The 16,740-nt window shown below is 55.4% G+C and carries 12 protein-coding genes; 4 read left to right on the top strand and 8 right to left on the bottom strand.

Annotated elements, in window-relative coordinates:
• Positions 1-133: 133 nt before the first annotated feature.
• From CV945_RS04300 to CV945_RS04270, 7 genes are all read right to left on the bottom strand, one after another.
• Entirely contained in the window at positions 134-1,603 is a 1,470-nt protein-coding gene (locus CV945_RS04300) for a nicotinate phosphoribosyltransferase (RefSeq protein WP_015374911.1), read from the bottom strand.
• Between the two features lie 80 nt (positions 1,604-1,683).
• On the bottom strand, positions 1,684-2,235 hold the full coding sequence (locus CV945_RS04295; RefSeq protein WP_044742870.1) for a cysteine hydrolase family protein: 552 nt from the start codon (positions 2,233-2,235) through the stop codon (positions 1,684-1,686).
• A gap of 165 nt (positions 2,236-2,400) precedes the next feature.
• Complete coding sequence (gene yidC, locus CV945_RS04290) at positions 2,401-3,150, bottom strand: membrane protein insertase YidC (RefSeq protein WP_100659234.1); 750 nt, start codon at positions 3,148-3,150, stop codon at positions 2,401-2,403.
• Positions 3,151-3,192: 42 nt separating this feature from the next.
• Entirely contained in the window at positions 3,193-3,462 is a 270-nt protein-coding gene (locus tag CV945_RS04285; RefSeq protein WP_015374914.1) for a hypothetical protein, read from the bottom strand.
• A gap of 81 nt (positions 3,463-3,543) precedes the next feature.
• Complete coding sequence (locus CV945_RS04280; protein WP_100659209.1) at positions 3,544-7,701, bottom strand: bacteriocin-processing peptidase family protein; 4,158 nt, start codon at positions 7,699-7,701, stop codon at positions 3,544-3,546.
• Positions 7,702-7,917: 216 nt separating this feature from the next.
• The gene (locus CV945_RS04275; RefSeq protein ID WP_100659208.1) at positions 7,918-8,670 is read right to left on the bottom strand and encodes an alpha/beta hydrolase; all 753 of its coding nucleotides are present in this window, start codon (positions 8,668-8,670) and stop codon (positions 7,918-7,920) included.
• Positions 8,671-8,756: 86 nt separating this feature from the next.
• A complete protein-coding gene (locus CV945_RS04270) occupies positions 8,757-9,260 on the bottom strand; it encodes a metal-dependent hydrolase (RefSeq protein WP_020756115.1) in 504 nt (167 codons plus the stop codon).
• A gap of 171 nt (positions 9,261-9,431) precedes the next feature.
• Here CV945_RS04270 and CV945_RS04265 point away from each other — a divergent pair, with 171 nt between their 5' ends.
• The 4 genes from CV945_RS04265 to narI are packed head-to-tail and all read left to right on the top strand — an operon-like array spanning position 9,432 to position 15,887.
• Positions 9,432-13,118 carry a nitrate reductase subunit alpha gene (locus CV945_RS04265; protein ID WP_100659207.1) on the top strand — a complete coding sequence of 1,229 codons (3,687 nt, stop codon included), beginning with the start codon at positions 9,432-9,434 and terminating at the stop codon, positions 13,116-13,118.
• Positions 13,108-14,577: a nitrate reductase subunit beta gene (gene narH / locus CV945_RS04260; RefSeq protein ID WP_100659206.1), complete on the top strand. Its 1,470-nt coding sequence runs from the start codon at positions 13,108-13,110 to the stop codon at positions 14,575-14,577. The genes CV945_RS04265 and narH overlap by 11 nt, the downstream gene beginning before the upstream one ends.
• Before the next feature lie 54 nt (positions 14,578-14,631).
• Positions 14,632-15,207: a nitrate reductase molybdenum cofactor assembly chaperone gene (gene narJ, locus CV945_RS04255; protein WP_100659205.1), complete on the top strand. Its 576-nt coding sequence runs from the start codon at positions 14,632-14,634 to the stop codon at positions 15,205-15,207.
• Entirely contained in the window at positions 15,183-15,887 is a 705-nt protein-coding gene (gene narI, locus CV945_RS04250; protein ID WP_023634577.1) for a respiratory nitrate reductase subunit gamma, read from the top strand. Before narJ ends, narI begins: the two co-directional genes overlap by 25 nt.
• A gap of 219 nt (positions 15,888-16,106) precedes the next feature.
• On the opposite strand, the gene CV945_RS04245 is transcribed toward narI, so the two are convergent.
• On the bottom strand, positions 16,107-16,634 hold the full coding sequence (locus CV945_RS04245; RefSeq protein ID WP_020278823.1) for a hemerythrin domain-containing protein: 528 nt from the start codon (positions 16,632-16,634) through the stop codon (positions 16,107-16,109).
• Between the last annotated feature and the right edge of the window lie 106 nt (positions 16,635-16,740).

Raw genomic sequence — 16,740 nt, 5'->3', positions numbered from 1 at the left:
GTCCCGCGCCGTTCGGGACACCTTTGTTATTGCGGCGGAAAGAAGAATATCACTTTGCGCTGCAACGCGCCGAGCTTCAATCGGACGCCAGCGCGCAAAGCGGAACCGTTCGCTTGCCCCGCAGCCAAGACGGTTATTCACTTAAAGATGCGCCGGCAATTTTTTCTTTCACCTTGCGGATGTTTTCCATCTTATTGTCCCAACACGCTTGGCTCAAATCGACGGGATATTGCTCGGGATTGAGCGTCCGTTTGTACTCCTCCCAAAACAAGCGCAAGCTTTCTTTTGCGTACGCTTGAATGTCCGGAAGCGGCGGCGACGTATACACCAGCCGGCCGTTGTCGAAGATCGTCACATGCAAGTCACGCGCTTCGAAATTGGTGACGAATTTGCTGATGAACGTGTACACCGGATGGAACATTTTCAGCCGCTCTTCTTGCTGCGGGTTTTCGCTCTCTAAGGCGATGTAGTCGCCTTCCGCTTTATGGTTGATTTTGTTGACGATGCGGTACACCCGCTTCAGCCCCGGCGTCGTCACTTTCTCTGGATTGCCGCTGATTTTGATTGTATCGACCATCTCACCGCGTTCGTTTTCAATCGCCACCATTTTGTACACGGCGCCGAGCGCTGGCTGATCGTACGCCGTAATGAGTTTGGTGCCGATCCCCCACACATCGATTTTCGCCCCTTGCGACTTCAAGTTTAAAATCGTATCTTCGTCCAAATCGTTTGAGGCGAAAATTTTCGCGTTCGGAAATCCGGCTTCATCGAGCATTTTCCGCGCTTCTTTCGACAAATAGGCCAAATCGCCGCTGTCGATGCGGATGCCGATAAAGTTGATTTGGTCGCCCAGCTCCTTCGCGACGCGAATGGCGTTTGGCACCCCCGACTTCAACGTATCGTACGTATCGACAAGAAAGACACAGTCTTTATGGCGGCGTGCATACTTCAAAAAGGCCGTGTATTCATCCTGATACGCTTGAATCATTGAATGGGCGTGCGTTCCGGCGACCGGAATGCCAAACAGCTTCCCGGCACGCACGTTTGATGTCGCCTCAATCCCGCCGATATACGCTGCGCGCGCGCCCCAAAGCGCCGCATCCATCTCCTGCGCCCGCCGGCTGCCGAACTCCAAGGCCGGCTCATCCCCGAGAATATGCTTAATGCGCGACGCTTTCGTGGCGATGAGCGTCTGAAAATTGATGATGTTTAAAATGGCGGTTTCAATGAGCTGCGCCTCCGCAAGCGGCGCCTCAATGCGCATAATCGGCTCGTTGGCAAACACCACTTCCCCTTCGCGCATCGAACGGACCGTGCCGGTGAAGCGAAGCGTCCGCAAATAGTCTAAAAAGTCATCACGGTAGCCAAGCTCTTGGCGCAAATAGTCGATGTCGCTGTCAGAAAATCGGAACTGTTGCAAAAACTGAATGACACGCTCCAACCCAGCGAACACCGCATAGCCGTTGCCAAACGGCAGCTTGCGGAAAAACACTTCAAACACAGCGCGGCGCTCATGCATACGATCTTCCCAATACGTCTCGACCATATTGATTTGATATAAGTCCGTATGAAGCATCAAACTGTCATCAGCATATGTCTTCATGAATTGCTACCTCCAACACACGAATGACGGCGCCGCCGAATAAAACAATGTTCATCGTCTATTCTATCACGTTTTCTCCATTATTCCACTATTTCCGCGCCTAGCGTATGGCGAAAATGGCGGAGCGCCCATTCGTGTCCCGCCGCGTCGAAGCTCGCCACCGCCCGCCGGTGGACGACGATGCGAAATCCTTTGTTGTACGCATCGACCGCCGTATGAAGAACGCAAATATCGGTGCAGCAGCCGACCAAATGCACTTCCGTGATGCCTCTCTCGCGCAATTTCAGCTCCAAATCGGTCCCGGCGAACGCGCTGTAGCGCGTTTTGTCCATCCAGTAGACGTTGTCTTTATGCTTATTTGCTTGATACACCTCTTCGAGCTCCCCGTACAGCTTTCGGCCCTCCGTCCCTTCAATGTTATGCGGCGGAAACAACTTCGTTTCCGGATGATAGTCGTCTCCCGCCACATGTTTGTCAATGGCAAAGACGACAAAATCACCGTTGTCAATAAACTGTTTCGTCACCCGCACGAGCTCTTTTTCAATCGCCTGCCCCGGTTTCCCGCATGTAAGCGCGCCATGATCGGCGATGAAATCGACGGTGTAGTCGATGTTAATAAGCGCTTTGTTCATTCCCGTTCACTCCTTTTCCTCTTCCTGCATGGTCGGGTTGCTGTTTTTTCATCCGCCTACATCTTTTTGGGCTTTTCTACCATTATACCATAGCAATATGGACAGCAGACAAGACAACAAATCCCCTGCCTGCTTTGAAGCAGACAGGGGATTGTCGAAGTCGTTTTAGCTGTTTTCCGCCGCTTTGGCCGCTTTCATTTGAGCACGCAAAATGAGCGACTGGATGATCGAGAAGCAGCCGCCGACGACCCAATAGAGCGACAGCGCCGATGGAACGGAGCTGGCGCCGATAAAAATCATGACCGGCACGATGTACGACATCATCACCATTTGCGGCATTTGTTCTTCAGCCATCGACGGCGACAGGCGGAGCGAGATGAACGTCGTCAACGCCGCTAAAACGGGCAAAATGAAATACGGATCGCGATGGCCGAGCTCGACCCATAAGAACGAATGCGTTTTAATTTCTTGCGTCCGCGAAATCGCGTAATACAGCGCCATAAAAATCGGCATTTGAATGAGCACCGGCAGGCAGCCGCTCGCCGGGTTGACGCCGTGCTTTTGATACAGCTGCATCATTTCTTGCTGGAGCTTGCGCTGCGTTTCCGGGTCTTTGCTTTTATATTTTTCTTGCAGCTTCATAAGCTCCGGGCGCAGTTTTTGCATGGCGATCGATGCGCGGAACTGCTTCAAAATGAGCGGCAGCAAGCAAAAGCGGACGATGAGCGTCAGCACGATAATGGCGATGCCGTAATTGTCGCCAAACCAGTGCCCAAGCGTCAAAAGAAGCTTCGACATTGGATAGACAAAATAATGGTTCCAAATGCCTTGGCTATGTTCGTCGATCGGTTCGTTGCGGTTGCAGCCGGCAAGAAGCAAAACGGCGCCAAGCAGCACCAATACCCATTTTTTCATGAAAAGCCCTCCTTCAATATCATGTTGCAAAATCATGCCGTTTCAACATAAAGGAAAGGGCCTTCCATCCTCATCCGTTCGGCTTGTCCGTTCCCGAACGGGAATTTTCCGCCGTTGCGGCAAAAACAGCGGGCGCCATGGAAGCGCCGCCCGTTCGGCGCCTCCCTCTGCTTCATGCTCGCGAACCGCGGCCAACGCCGGTTCATAAAACAGCGAACCTGCCATCCGGCGCGCGCTCGTATGTCCTTTCATGATGATCCATAGCGCGCCGACAAGCGACATATACACAAGCAAATCAATAGGCGCTTCCATGCGTCCACCTCCCTTTCGCCTGTCGATTGTTCTCTTTCCATACAATAGCAAACTTTCAACCGAAAGAAAAGCAACAATTGATCACATCCGCTCCAAGCGGTGAAATGCCGGCTCGTCGGCTGCCAAGACGGCCAGCTCCCCGCTTTCATCGGCCGCCAGCGCCGCCCGAAGCTCTTCTTTCGCCTCATCGAAGCGTCCAAGCAGCGCGAGATAGCGGGCTCGTTCGTAGCGAAGCCGGGCATCGTTGGCCATATGGACGCACCGCTCGATGGCCGCGAGCGCCTGATCGATGCGCCCCGCTTCTTCATAAACAGCCGCAAGCTGCATATGGAACTCTTCATCCTCAGGATACCAATCGGCATAGCGCTCCCAAAGCGCCGCCGCTTCTTGATAGCGGCCCGTTTCCATATAATGCTCGCCAAGCAACATGAGCGCCTCACGGGCGAGCGGTTCTTCCGCCACAATCTCCTCGAGCTGCCGCTCGGCTTTCTCGCGCTGTCCTTCTTGAAGCCAAACGACCGCCTGCAACACGCGCAGGTCGACATCATCCGGGTCATCAGCCAGCAGCCGCTCCAGCCAGCGCTTCGCTTCCTCGCGTTTTCTTTCCTCATCGGCGGCCAATAAATATTCCACAAATTCTTGCGCCAAAGACGGATCCCAAACGCGGGCGAGCGCTTTGCGCCACGTTTTCACGGCATCGCTGTCCAATTCGAGCGCGGCATATAAGCGGGCGAGCCGCCTGTAGGCTTCCGCATCGCTACGGTTGAGGCGAATCGCTTCGTCGTAGAAATCGGTCACAATCGAAAACAAGACAACGGTGCCGACCCATTCTTTCGCTTTTGTCCACCATCGCACCGGTTCGTCATGCCCCCCCTGCTCCTCGCCAAAATACGGGAAAAGAGCCGAGGCGGTGTTCCGATACATCACGCTTTTCGCCTCGCGGCTTGCCTTCAGCCGCTCGAGTCGATGGCGCAGCTTCCCTAAGCCGCGCATCGTTTTCGGAAAGAGAGCCACATACAACGGGTACAACGATTCATCGTCCGGATGGCGCACCATCAACTGTTCGAGCAGGTTCGCCGCCTCTTTTTGGCTTCCTTCCGCGATCAGCACCATCGCCCAATGGCGGAGCACTTCAGGATGGTCCGGGTCAAGAGCAAGCGCCTTCTCGACGGCCGCCTTTTCTTGATCGCGCCGTCCGAGCGCTCCATAAACATATCCAAGGCTGTCGTAATACCACACCTCCCCTGCATGCGGACGGGCATCAGCCAGCGCGCGGAGAAGCGCGGAAGGCTCCGCGATCGCGGCAAGCTGCTCCATATCGATGCGCTTCGGGGCCAAGCGCACCGCCTGAAGCAAATGCGCGTGCTGCCGCTCTTCGTTTCCTTCTGCCTCATAGAGCGCAGCTAAGCGAAAATGGCAGAGGACAAACGACGGATCGGCTTTGAGACACGCCTCATAATGTTGTTTCGCCTCTTGGTAGCGTCCGAGCGAGGCGCACAGCTCCGCGAGCCGGAAGAGGGAAAGCGCATGGCCCATGGCGGCAGCTTCTCGGTAAAACGCCATGGCCTTCGACGGCCGGCCTTGCCGTTCATAAAGGGCGCCGAGAGCGGAATGGGCCGAAGCGAGTGTCGGGCGAGCCGAGACAAGCTGCTCTAAAAACGCCCGGCCGCGTTCCTCTAAAGACGGCGTTGCCAGCTGATCAAGGTAAAACTCGTACGCTTCTTCCGCCTCAAACTCAGCCAGACGCAATCCTTCTTCCAACCACGACAGCGCCGTCTCGCGTCCTTCCTCCTCGTCGGCGAACCCATGGGCGACAAGCCATCTTCCCGCGTTCAGCCAATATTCGCTGTTGGCGGCAAAACGGGCGCGCTGCTCGATCACATACCGGCGCGCCGCTTCCATATCCCCGCGCTCCGCAAAGGCAGACGCCAAGCCGAGATGGGCGAACACGTCATCGCGGTCATGACGGACCGCCTCTTTGTAGCACGAAACCGCTTGTTCCGCCTCCCCTTCCTCCATATAGAGATCGCCAAGACGGACGTAAAGCGGCGCCAAGCGTCTGGCAGCGGCCAGCCCCTCTTCCAGCACCGCTTTCGCTTTTTCCCGATCACCGGCATCATCATACAAGTCAGCCAACATCAAATACGGATGCGGTTCCTGCGGGTCGAGCGCTTTGGCGACGCCAAAGCCGCGTTCCGCCTTGCGCCGGCGGCCGAGCTCCCGATCACAGCGGGCCCGCTCATACCAAAGCTGGGCATCCCGCCGCTCGCGGCGCACAAGACGATCAAACCAGGCGCGCGCTTCGGCAAACCGCTTCGCGTGGAACAACAGCACACCATGGTTCGTTTCGATAAACAAATCGCCCGGATACAGGCTGACTGCCACGCGCGAAGAGATGAGCCCTTTTTCGATATGACCGGCGTACGCCGAGGTGAGCCCGAAATAGCTCCACACTTCCGGCTGGTCTGGGTCCAACTGGAGCGAGGTGCGAAAATAGCGGGCCGCCTCTTCATAGCGGCTGGCAAAAAAGGCGATTCGGCCGCGCAAATAATGGTAGAGCGGGCTTTGCGCCTTTCCTTTCACCCGTTTGAGCACGTCTTCAGCCTTCTCCATTTCTTGCGTGTAGACATACGCTTTCGCCGCCATCAGCAGCAAGTCGTTATGTTCGGGATACTCGCTCAAGACGCGCCTGGTGTAATCAAACACAAGCGGCTTCGCCTCATCGCTGCTAAAATGCTTCATGACATACAGCCATGTGTACGGGATGTGCTCATGCTTGCGCAAAAAGGCAACAAACGCGTCGAAATGCGCCTGCTCGTCCTCATCCATCTTTTCGGCCAACGCATGCAATTCGCGGAAATAGCGGTCTTCCTCTTCGGGGAGCTCGGCGGCGAGCGCCGCTTTTTCCCGGGGAAGCGCCACAATCGACAAATAATGCGTCCCTGCATACCATTTGGCAAGCTCGTCCTCGGAAACAACAAACGGATCAAATAGATTCGGGTCTTGCACGTACAACGCCCCAAGCCGCTCGTCATAGCCAAACAGCACTTGCACGTGCGATGACTGTTCATAATCGACGCTTAACAGCACCGGAACGCCCTCATCAATCAGCCGCTTCCAACGAAGCGGCGAGCCGACGAAAAAGCGGCAAACAAAGCCAAGCTCTTCCAAATAATGAACCGTCGTCGACAATTTCGATCCGCGCACATCAAAAATATGTTGAGCCACTTCATCCTGCGTACGGGGGGAGCCAAGCAATCGAAGCATCATTTCCAGACTCGCCGGCACGCAATAGTTATGCTTTTGCACGACCGGCACAAGCGGCAGCGCCACCGACCGTTTCCCTTGCCGCCCAAGCGCGCGGGCGTACGGCGTTTTTTCAAGCTGCGGCTCCGCTTTCACAAGCGATTCAAGCTTCTCCCATTCGTCAAGCTGGTAATACAATTCGGCGCGCAAATGGGCAAAATAACGGCGATGCATATGAAACGGATTCAAACGGTCAAGCTCCTCCATCGCCGCGAGCGCCTCGCGGTAGGCGCGCACATCGCGCAGGCGGCGCACGCGCTCAGCGTAAAACGCTAACACTTGCGGAAAACGCTGCTTTCCTTCTTCCAAAACGGCAAGCGCCTCGCGGTGGCGGCCATCGAGCGCATACAAATCGGCAAGAAGCAAATAGCACATATCGCCGCGCTCCGAGTCGTCGAGACCGGCGCGAATCGCCTGTTCCGCGTTTTTCCGGTCGCCGGTCTCGATATAAAAGTAGCCCCATTTGTCATGCATCGGCGCCGTCTCATAGCGGGCAACCACATCCATCCATTCCCGCGCCTCCTCGACCCGCTGCATATCCAATAAAGCGCGCACCAACGCAAACGCCGCCCGGGCGATCGCTTCCCTCGGCTCCTCCACCCGGCCTTCGAGCGCGGCGGTCAGGCGCGGAGTGAGCGCCTCTTCCACATCGAGCGGCCGGCGTTGATCGAGCCATTCGTCGCACAACCACGCGAGCGTCTGCAGCGTGTTGAACTTCCGGTGGGCGTACCGGGCGACAAGCCCGCTATGCCGGTACATAAGCGCGTAGTCGAACAGGCGGACAAGCGTCCGAAACGGTTCGATCTCGTCCCACGAAGCCATGAGCGGCCGCCACCAGAACAAGTCCGTATGTTGTAAATAAGGTTTGATTCTGTCAAGAGCCTCTATTATTCTCTTTTCTTGAATAAGCAACGAAATTTGTTCCATCATCATGCAACTGAAAGCTCCTTTATCATTTTCACTATCATTAGTTTAGAACAAGCCGTCGAAAACAGCCACCTATTTTTTTAGAAAAATAACGACAACAAAAATCGATGAACCCGTTTTGTTCGCCGCCTGCACTATGAAAATAGCCGCTCGGAACGCCCGTTATGTTACAAAAAAATGCCCTGCCCTAATTTGGCAGGACAAGGCCGGAAACAGAGATGTTCAATCCGCATGCTTAGCGAAAAATTCGAGCGATCGTTCGATAATGACCGGTTGATCATAGTCAAGCGTCGCCACATGATAGCTGTTTTGAAGACGGACCATTTCTTTTTGCGCCGATGGAATGCGTTGAAAAATGAGATCGGCGTTTTCTGGCGGCACGACATGGTCTTCGTTCGAGACGAAAATCAACGCCGGGCAGGCCACGCGTTCCAGCTCGCTTTTCACTTGCTCCATCAGCCTAGCCAGCTGAAGAAGCGAAGCCGTCGGCGTTTTCTCGTACGCCAGCTCTTTCACATCCGGATTTTTCAAATCCGAACCGATCGAGTCGAGATATCTTGGCAGCTCACCCCCGGCCGCCATCCCAGCGCGGATGGCCGGAATATCGATGGCCGCATTGATCAAGACGATGCCGCGGATGGACGGGTAACGTTCTGCCATGTAAAGCGTCAGCGTCCCGCCCATCGACAGCCCGGTGACAAAAATGGTTTGGCATCGTTGTTTCAGCCATCCATATCCTTCTTCGACCGAGGCGACCCAATCGTGGAACGTCGTCCGTTCCATGTCTTCGTAATGCGTTCCGTGCCCTTTTAAGCGCGGCAGGCAAACGGTATAGCCGGCTTTCGCATACGCTTCAGCGAGCGGGCGCATGCTGTGGGGCGTGCCGGTGAACCCGTGCACGAGCAGCACCCCGGCCGGCCCGTTTTCGGCATAAAACGGCTCGGCGCCCGAGAGCACCGGATATTGTTCGCTCATCTTCCTCTCCCCCTTATCTAGTCAAATCCGTTCCTCTCACTATATTCGCCGCCGCACCTCTTTTTTCCTTTTTTGATCGGACGCCGTTACCACATCGACAACCATGACCGCCACCATTCGTGAAACAAGCCGTTGACGCCAAAATAGACGAATGCGATCCAAGCGATGCCAACCAATGCTTTCTCCATCCCTTTTCCCGTCCGATAGAGCGGCACTTTCCACCGCTTGGACGAAAACGGCCAAAACAGCGGCACCCCTTGAACAGAAAAAAAGTCTTCCACAATATGAAACAAGTAGCCGAGCACGAGCCCAGCGGTAAACGGCGACGCCGAGTCGCGCCAGACGAGGGCGGCAAGCACCCCCCAGACGATGAGCGAATGCGTCATGCCGCGATGGCCGAACGCTTCTTTTACTTTCCCCGCGACGCCGAACGAACGGCGGCCGACGTATGACGACGGCTCGTCAATGTCAGGAAGAAGGCTGCCGATGACAAGCCCCGCCGTATAGGCGGCGGTAAACGGCAGCGTTGTATGCGCGGCCGCCGCCGCGCCGAGGCATAATGTGGCAATGACATGGCTGGAGTATCGCAACGAAATCCCCTCAAACTTTTATCGTTTTCCCCATTATACCACAGAAAAGAATATTCGTTCGTTTCTTTGACGGATTTGTGACAATGATGCCAAGTGTGACAAAGTTAACATCGCGTTATTGACATCATGGCTATAGTTAAAAGTACACAACGCTAATAAGGAGTGAAGCAAATGAAACGAAAACGATCTCCGCTCACCAACCGTTTCAAATATATTCGGCCGATCGAGCGCCAAGCCGACGGCCATAGCGAAACAACCTACGGCGACCGCGCCTGGGAAGATGCGTACCGTCGCCGCTGGCAGCACGACAAAGTCGTCCGCTCGACTCACGGCGTCAACTGCACGGGGTCGTGCAGCTGGAACATTTACGTCAAAAACGGCATCGTCACCTGGGAAGGACAGCAGCTCAACTATCCGTCGACCGGGCCGGATATGCCGGACTTTGAACCGCGCGGCTGCCCGCGCGGCGCGAGCTTCTCATGGTATATGTACAGCCCGCTGCGCGTCAAATACCCGTATGTCCGCGGCATCTTGCTTGACATGTGGCGCGAGGCGCTCTCCCATCATCCAAACAACCCGCTTGAGGCGTGGAAAAGCATCGTTGAAGACCGCGAAAAAGCGAAGCGCTACAAACAGGCGCGCGGGAAGGGCGGATTCGTGCGCGTCAGCTGGGATGAAGCATTGACGCTTGTCGCCGCTTCTTTATTGTATACGGTTGTGAAATACGGCCCGGACCGCAACGTCGGCTTCTCCCCGATTCCAGCCATGTCGATGGTCAGCCATGCCGCCGGATCGCGCTTCATGCAGCTGATGGGCGGGCCGATGTTAAGCTTCTATGATTGGTACGCCGACTTGCCGCCGGCGTCGCCGCAAATTTGGGGCGACCAAACGGACGTGCCGGAGTCAAGCGACTGGTACAACGCCGGCTACATCATCACCTGGGGCTCGAACGTCCCGCTCACCCGGACTCCGGACGCTCACTTTTTAGCCGAAGTGCGCTACCGCGGCACGAAAGTCGTCTCCGTCAGCCCAGATTACGCCGAGTCGACAAAATTCGCCGACGACTGGCTGTCGGTGAAGCAAGGGACGGACGGCGCCTTGGCGATGGCGATGGGACATGTTATTTTAAACGAATATTACGTCAAACGGACCGTTCCATATTTTGAACGATATGCCAAAACGTACACCGATTTTCCGTTTGTCGTCACCTTAAAACAAAACGGCGGCACATGGACGGCCGGCCGCTTCTTGTTGGCGAAAGACCTTGGCAAACAAACGAACAATGCCGAATGGAAGCCGGTCATCTATGATGAAAACACCGACTCGTTTGTCGTGCCGAATGGAACGATCGGCGCTCGCTGGGAAGACAAAGGAAAATGGAACTTGCATCTTGTTGATGAGGAAACAGAACAGCCGCTTGAGCCACGCCTGTCGTTTTTAGGGAGCGAAGATGAAGTCATCTCGATCCAGCTTCCATATTTCACCGCTGAGGGCGGAAAAACGATCGAACGCGCGGTTCCAGTGAAAAAAGTGCAAACCGTAACAGGAGACGTTTACGTCACGACCGTCTATGATTTGATTTTGGCCAACTACGGCATTGACCGCGGCATCGGCGGCACAGTCGCCCGCTCGTACGATGACGAGGTGCCATTCACGCCAGCATGGCAAGAAGCGATCACCGGCGTCGACCGCGAACTCGTCGTGAAAATCGCCCGTGAGTTTGCCGACAACGCGATCGACACAAACGGCCGGTCGATGATCATCGTCGGCGCCGGGATCAACCATTGGTTCAACTCCGATACGATTTACCGCGCCGTCTTGAACCTTGTCTTGTTCGTCGGCGCCCAAGGGGTGAATGGCGGCGGTTGGGCCCATTACGTCGGGCAGGAAAAGCTGCGGCCGGTGGAAGGATGGCAGACAATCGCCACCGCTCGCGACTGGGTCGGACCAGCGAAATTGCAAAACGGCACGTCATTCTTTTACTTTGCGACCGACCAATGGCGCTATGAAGAGCGGCCGGTCGATGAGCTCATCTCACCGCTGGCCAAAAAAGCGCGCTATTCACACCCTGGCGATTACAACGTCTTGGCCGCGCGGCTTGGCTGGCTGCCGTCGTACCCGACGTTTAACAAAAACGGCATCGAGCTGTATAACGAAGCAGTAAGCCATGGAGCCCGCACGCCGGAAGAGATCGGCGCCTACGTCGCGAAACAGCTGAAAAAGAAAGAATTGCAGTTTGCGATCGAAGATCCGGACAACGAGGCGAATTTTCCGCGCAACTTGATCGTCTGGCGCGCCAACTTAATCTCAAGCTCCGGCAAAGGGCACGAATACTTCTTAAAACATTTGCTTGGCACGACGAACGGCTTGTTAAACGATGACCGCGACAGCCTGCGCCCGGAAGAAATCCGCTGGCGCGATGAAGCGCCGGAAGGCAAGCTCGATCTGCTTGTCAACTTGGACTTCCGCATGGCCGGCACAGCGCTCTACTCCGATGTCGTCCTGCCGGCAGCGACATGGTATGAAAAACATGACTTAAGCAGCACGGATATGCATCCGTTCGTCCATCCATTCAATCCAGCCGTGCCTCCGCTCTGGGAAGCGCGCTCGGACTGGGATATTTTCAAATCACTCGCGAAAGCCGTATCTGATGTCGCCAAACAAGCCGGCTTAAAGCCAATGAAAGAAGTCGTCGCCACTCCGCTGTTGCACGATACGGCGCAAGAGCTGGCGCAGCCGTTCGGTGAAGTGAAAGACTGGAGCAAAGGCGAAACTGAACCGATTCCGGGCAAAACGATGCCGAACATTCACGTCATTGAACGCGACTATACCCTTCTTTACGACCAAATGACCGCCTTAGGTCCAAATGTCGCCCGCCAGCCGATCGGCACAAAAGGGATTGCCTGGTCAGCGAAAGACGAGTATGAACAGTTGAAACGCCGGCTCGGCACTGTCCGGCGCGCTTCCATCGCCGACGGCTGCCCGGATATCAGCGAAGCGAAAAAAGCGGCTGAAGCGATTTTGACGCTGTCATCAACTACAAACGGCAAAATGGCGGTGAAAGCGTGGGAGGCGCTTGAGAAAAAGACGGATTTGAAATTGGCCGATTTAGCGAAAGAACGCGAGGAAGAATGCTTTACGTTTGAACAAATCACCGCCCAGCCGAAAACGGTCATCACCTCGCCGGCGTTCAGCGGCTCGGAAAAAGGCGGGCGGCGCTACTCGCCGTTTACGACGAACGTCGAACGGCTCATCCCGTGGCGGACGTTGACCGGCCGGCAGTCGTTTTACATCGATCATGAACTGATGCACGAGTTTGGCGAAACGATGGCGACGTTCAAGCCGGTGTTGCCGCACCGTCCGTTTTCAAACAAACGCCCGAAAGAAAACGGAAAGGAAGTCATCTTGAACTATTTGACGCCGCATAACAAATGGTCGATCCACAGCATGTATTTCGACTCCTTGCCGATGTTGACGCTTTTCCGCGGCGGGCCGACCGTGTGGATGAACAAAGATGATGCGGCCGAAGCCGGCATCAACGACAACGACTGGATCGAATGTTTCAACGAAAACGGCGTCGTCGTCGCCCGCGCCGTCGTCTCCCACCGGCTGCCGCGCGGCATGGCGTTTATGCACCACGCGCAAGACCGCCATATTAACGTGCCGGGCACGAAGCTGACAAACAACCGCGGCGGCACACACAACAGCCCGACGCGCATCCACGTAAAGCCGACGCATATGATCGGCGGATATGCACAGTTAAGCTACGGATTCAACTATTACGGACCGACGGGCAACCAACGCGATCTGTACGTCGTCATCCGCAAACTCGAGGAGGTTGATTGGCTTGAAGATTAAAGCGCAAGTCGGCATGGTGATGAATTTGGATAAATGCATCGGCTGCCATACGTGCAGCGTCACGTGCAAAAACACATGGACGAACCGCCCCGGCGCTGAATACATGTACTTTAACAACGTTGAAACGAAACCCGGAATCGGCTATCCGAAACAATGGGAAAACCAAGAGAAGTATAGAGGCGGCTGGGAGTTGAAAAACGGCGAACTGCGGCTCAAATCCGGCTCGAAAGCGATGCGGCTCGTCAACTTGTTCTACAATCCGTACCAGCCTACGATCGACGATTACTACGAACCGTGGAATTACGACTATGAAACGTTGACGAACAGCCCGCTAAAACAATACCAGCCAGTGGCGCGGCCGAAATCAAGCATCACCGGCGAATGGATGGAGCTGTCATGGGGGCCGAACTGGGAAGACGATCTGGCCGGCGTCCATATCACCGGTTTGCGTGATCCGAACGTTGTCAAAATGGAGCAGGCGATCCAAACGGAATTTGAGAATGTCTTTATGATGTACTTGCCGCGCATTTGCGAGCATTGCCTCAATCCGTCATGCGTATCGAGCTGCCCGTCAGGCGCCATGTACAAACGCGACGAGGACGGCATCGTCCTCGTCGACCAAAACGCCTGCCGCGCTTGGCGGTATTGCGTCACAAGCTGCCCGTACAAAAAAGTGTATTTCAACTGGCAAACGAACAAAGCGGAAAAATGCACGCTCTGCTTCCCGCGCATCGAAGCCGGCATGCCGACGATTTGTTCGGAAACGTGCGTCGGCCGCATCCGTTACATCGGTGTGATGCTGTATGACGCTGACAAAGTGAAAGAAGCGGCGAGCGTCACAGATGAGAAACAGCTGTACCACGCCCAGCTTGATATTTTCCTTGATCCAAACGATCCAGCCGTCGCCGCCGCCGCGAAAGAAGCGGGCATCCCAGACGAATGGATCGCCGCCGCACAGCGCTCGCCGATTTACAAAATGATCGTCGACTGGAAAATCGCTTTGCCGCTGCATCCGGAATACCGGACGCTGCCAATGGTATGGTACATTCCGCCGCTGAGCCCGATCATGAATACGATCGAAGGAAAAGGAAGCCAAGCGAGCGCCGATGACATCTTCCCGGCCATTGATGAAATGCGCATTCCGATCGAATATTTGGCGAATTTGCTGACGGCGGGCGATACGGCGCACATCCGCACGACATTGAAAAAAATGGCGGCCATGCGCTCATACATGCGGGCGAAACAAACGAACAAACAGCCGGACATCCGCCTCATTGAATCGCTCGGCTTAAGCCGTGAAGACATTGAAGAGATGTACCGTTTGCTCGCGATTGCCAAATACGAAGACCGCTTCGTCATTCCAGCATCGCACCACGAAGAAGTCGCTGACCTCTACGCCGAACAAGGCAGCTGCGGGCTGGCGTTCGCCGGCGGCCCGGGCGCTTGCGGCACGCTGTAAAAGGAGAAAGAAGGCGAGCCCCGCCCCCTTCAATAATGAAATGGAGGATTTACGATGAACAGCGAACAACAACAAACGGTCTTTCTATGTGTATCGTATTTGTTGTCTTACCCGGACGAACAGTGGGCCGAATCGCTTCCTGACTGCCTAGACGCCATCCGCTCGCTTGACGATGAAACCGTCCGCGCGCCGCTTTTGGCAGTGGCCGAACAGCTCGCGGTCCCCCCGGCTCGAGAGCGGATGGAGCAATATGTCGAAACATTTGATTTCGGCAAAAAAACGAATTTGTACTTGACGTATATGACAAACGGCGAACAGCGGGAGCGCGGAATCGAACTCGTCGCCTTAAAAGCGCGCTACGAGGCGGCCGGATTCGCCGTCTCCGATCACGAGCTGCCCGACTACTTGCCGCTCATGCTTGAATGGATGGCCTATGCAGATCAAGAGCATACGACCGCCTTGCTCGCCGATTATGCCGGCCATATCCGCGAAATCGGCGACCGGCTGGCAGCGGCAGGCAGCCCGTATGCACAGCTGTTTGACGCGCTCAATCACACATTCACTCAACTCGGCGTGACGCCGCTCCCGAAAGGAGGTGCAACGGCATGGCCAGCCAATTTCTCTGGGTGATTGTTCCGTATTTGGCGCTTGTCCTATTTGTCGCCGGCCATATTTGGCGCTACCAGCGCGACCAGTTTGGCTGGACATCCAAATCAAGCGAACTGCTTGAAAAACGGCAGTTGCGCCTTGGAAGCCTTCTCTTTCACTGGGGCATTTTGTTCGTGTTTGTCGGCCACGTGATGGGCATTCTCATTCCCGAGCCGTTTTACGAGGCGCTTGGCGTGACAGAAGAGATGTACCACGCCCTCGCCTTGGCAGGCGGCATTCCGGCCGGCTTGGCGGCCTTCGTTGGTTTCGTGATCCTTTTTCGCCGCCGCTTGACGGTCAAGCGCGTACGGACGACAAGCAGCACCGGCGACTGGGTCGCGCTCGGATTTTTGCTTGTCGTGATCGCCAGCGGGTTGTCGTCGACGTTTCTGAACATCGATTCGCACGGGTTTGATTACCGGACGACAATCGGCCCGTGGTTTCGCGGCCTTCTTACGTTCCGTCCGAACCCAGCTTATATGGAAGCGGTGCCGCTTTGGTTTCAGATTCATATTCTCGCTGCATTCGGTTTGTTCGCCGTCTGGCCGTTCACCCGTCTCGTTCACGTATTCAGCTTCCCGCTCCGCTACTTGCAGCGCAGCTACGTCGTCTATCGAAAGCGAATGCCAAAACAAGCAGAGCCGGTCAACCGCGCCAAGTAAGCGAGCGGCGGGCGTCACATCAGGAACCCTAAACTGAACAGGCGGAGGGGGCAAACCGATTGCCTAACAGCCGGCCTGTCAACTTTAACGGCGGCGGGAACGAAACAACGTGCGCTTCCGCATACCCTAACGATCATGCATAACAACCGGCCAACAAATGAACCAATAATAAAAAACAGGATGCCCGTCGTTTGGGGCATCCTGTTTTTTATTTGTTACTTAGTTAATGCGCGCAAACAGCTCCTCTTTCTCCGCATCGGACAACAACCGCTCGGCCATCGGGAAGAGCACGTTCTCCTCTTTCATGAAGTGCTCATCCAAAATATGATACGCCTCAATCACCGCGCCGGCAAGCGTCAACGCCTGCCTGCTGTCGATGTTCTCCGGCAGCTGGGCGGTCTTTTCTAAAAACATGGAAAGGCGCGTTTTCGCCTGTTCGTGTTCGTATTCCATAACGGCGATAGGGCCGGTCGTCCGCCCGATGTACCGAGCCATCATTGGGAACAATACGCCTTCTTCCCGCTCCGAATGCGGATCTAAGGCGGCGACGAACGATTCAACTTTTTCTCTCAAATCAGCGAGCGGCTCACGCCAGTTGCGGTCATTTTCCCCGCGGCCGATCGCCTCCGCTGCGGCAAGCAGCTGCTCCATTTGGGCGCGCAGCGGGCCGTGTTCTTGTTTTAATTGCGCCAGACCGGCGCATAATTTCACCCCTTCAGGGCCGCCCATATGGCAAAATGAATGCATCATCAATTCCTCCCTCTAGAAATGTTGATTTATCAAGGCTTTTCGGCCCCTCAGGGGTGTCCAAAAAATATTTTTCGACAAAATCCCTTACATCCTTTTTCAGTTT

Origin of the sequence: Geobacillus sp. Manikaran-105, from assembly GCF_002809955.1 — a bacterium.
Classification (GTDB): Bacteria; Bacillota; Bacilli; order Bacillales; family Anoxybacillaceae; genus Geobacillus; species Geobacillus thermophilus.
Note: the sequence above shows the minus strand (reverse complement) of the source record. Positions and strands in the feature narration are given on the sequence as shown.

Excerpts from the sequence above, each read along its gene's own strand:
- CV945_RS04275 (WP_100659208.1), bottom strand. The coding sequence starts at position 8,670 with ATGAGCGAACAATATCCGGTGCTCTCGGGCGCCGAGCCGTTTTATGCC.
- narI (WP_023634577.1), top strand. The coding sequence starts at position 15,183 with ATGGCCAGCCAATTTCTCTGGGTGATTGTTCCGTATTTGGCGCTTGTC.
- CV945_RS04280 (WP_100659209.1), bottom strand. The coding sequence starts at position 7,701 with ATGATGATGGAACAAATTTCGTTGCTTATTCAAGAAAAGAGAATAATA.
- CV945_RS04295 (WP_044742870.1), bottom strand. The coding sequence starts at position 2,235 with ATGAACAAAGCGCTTATTAACATCGACTACACCGTCGATTTCATCGCC.
- CV945_RS04245 (WP_020278823.1), bottom strand. The coding sequence starts at position 16,634 with ATGCATTCATTTTGCCATATGGGCGGCCCTGAAGGGGTGAAATTATGC.
- CV945_RS04300 (WP_015374911.1), bottom strand. The coding sequence starts at position 1,603 with ATGAAGACATATGCTGATGACAGTTTGATGCTTCATACGGACTTATAT.
- CV945_RS04265 (WP_100659207.1), top strand. The coding sequence starts at position 9,432 with ATGAAACGAAAACGATCTCCGCTCACCAACCGTTTCAAATATATTCGG.
- narJ (WP_100659205.1), top strand. The coding sequence starts at position 14,632 with ATGAACAGCGAACAACAACAAACGGTCTTTCTATGTGTATCGTATTTG.
- yidC (WP_100659234.1), bottom strand. The coding sequence starts at position 3,150 with ATGAAAAAATGGGTATTGGTGCTGCTTGGCGCCGTTTTGCTTCTTGCC.
- CV945_RS04285 (WP_015374914.1), bottom strand. The coding sequence starts at position 3,462 with ATGGAAGCGCCTATTGATTTGCTTGTGTATATGTCGCTTGTCGGCGCG.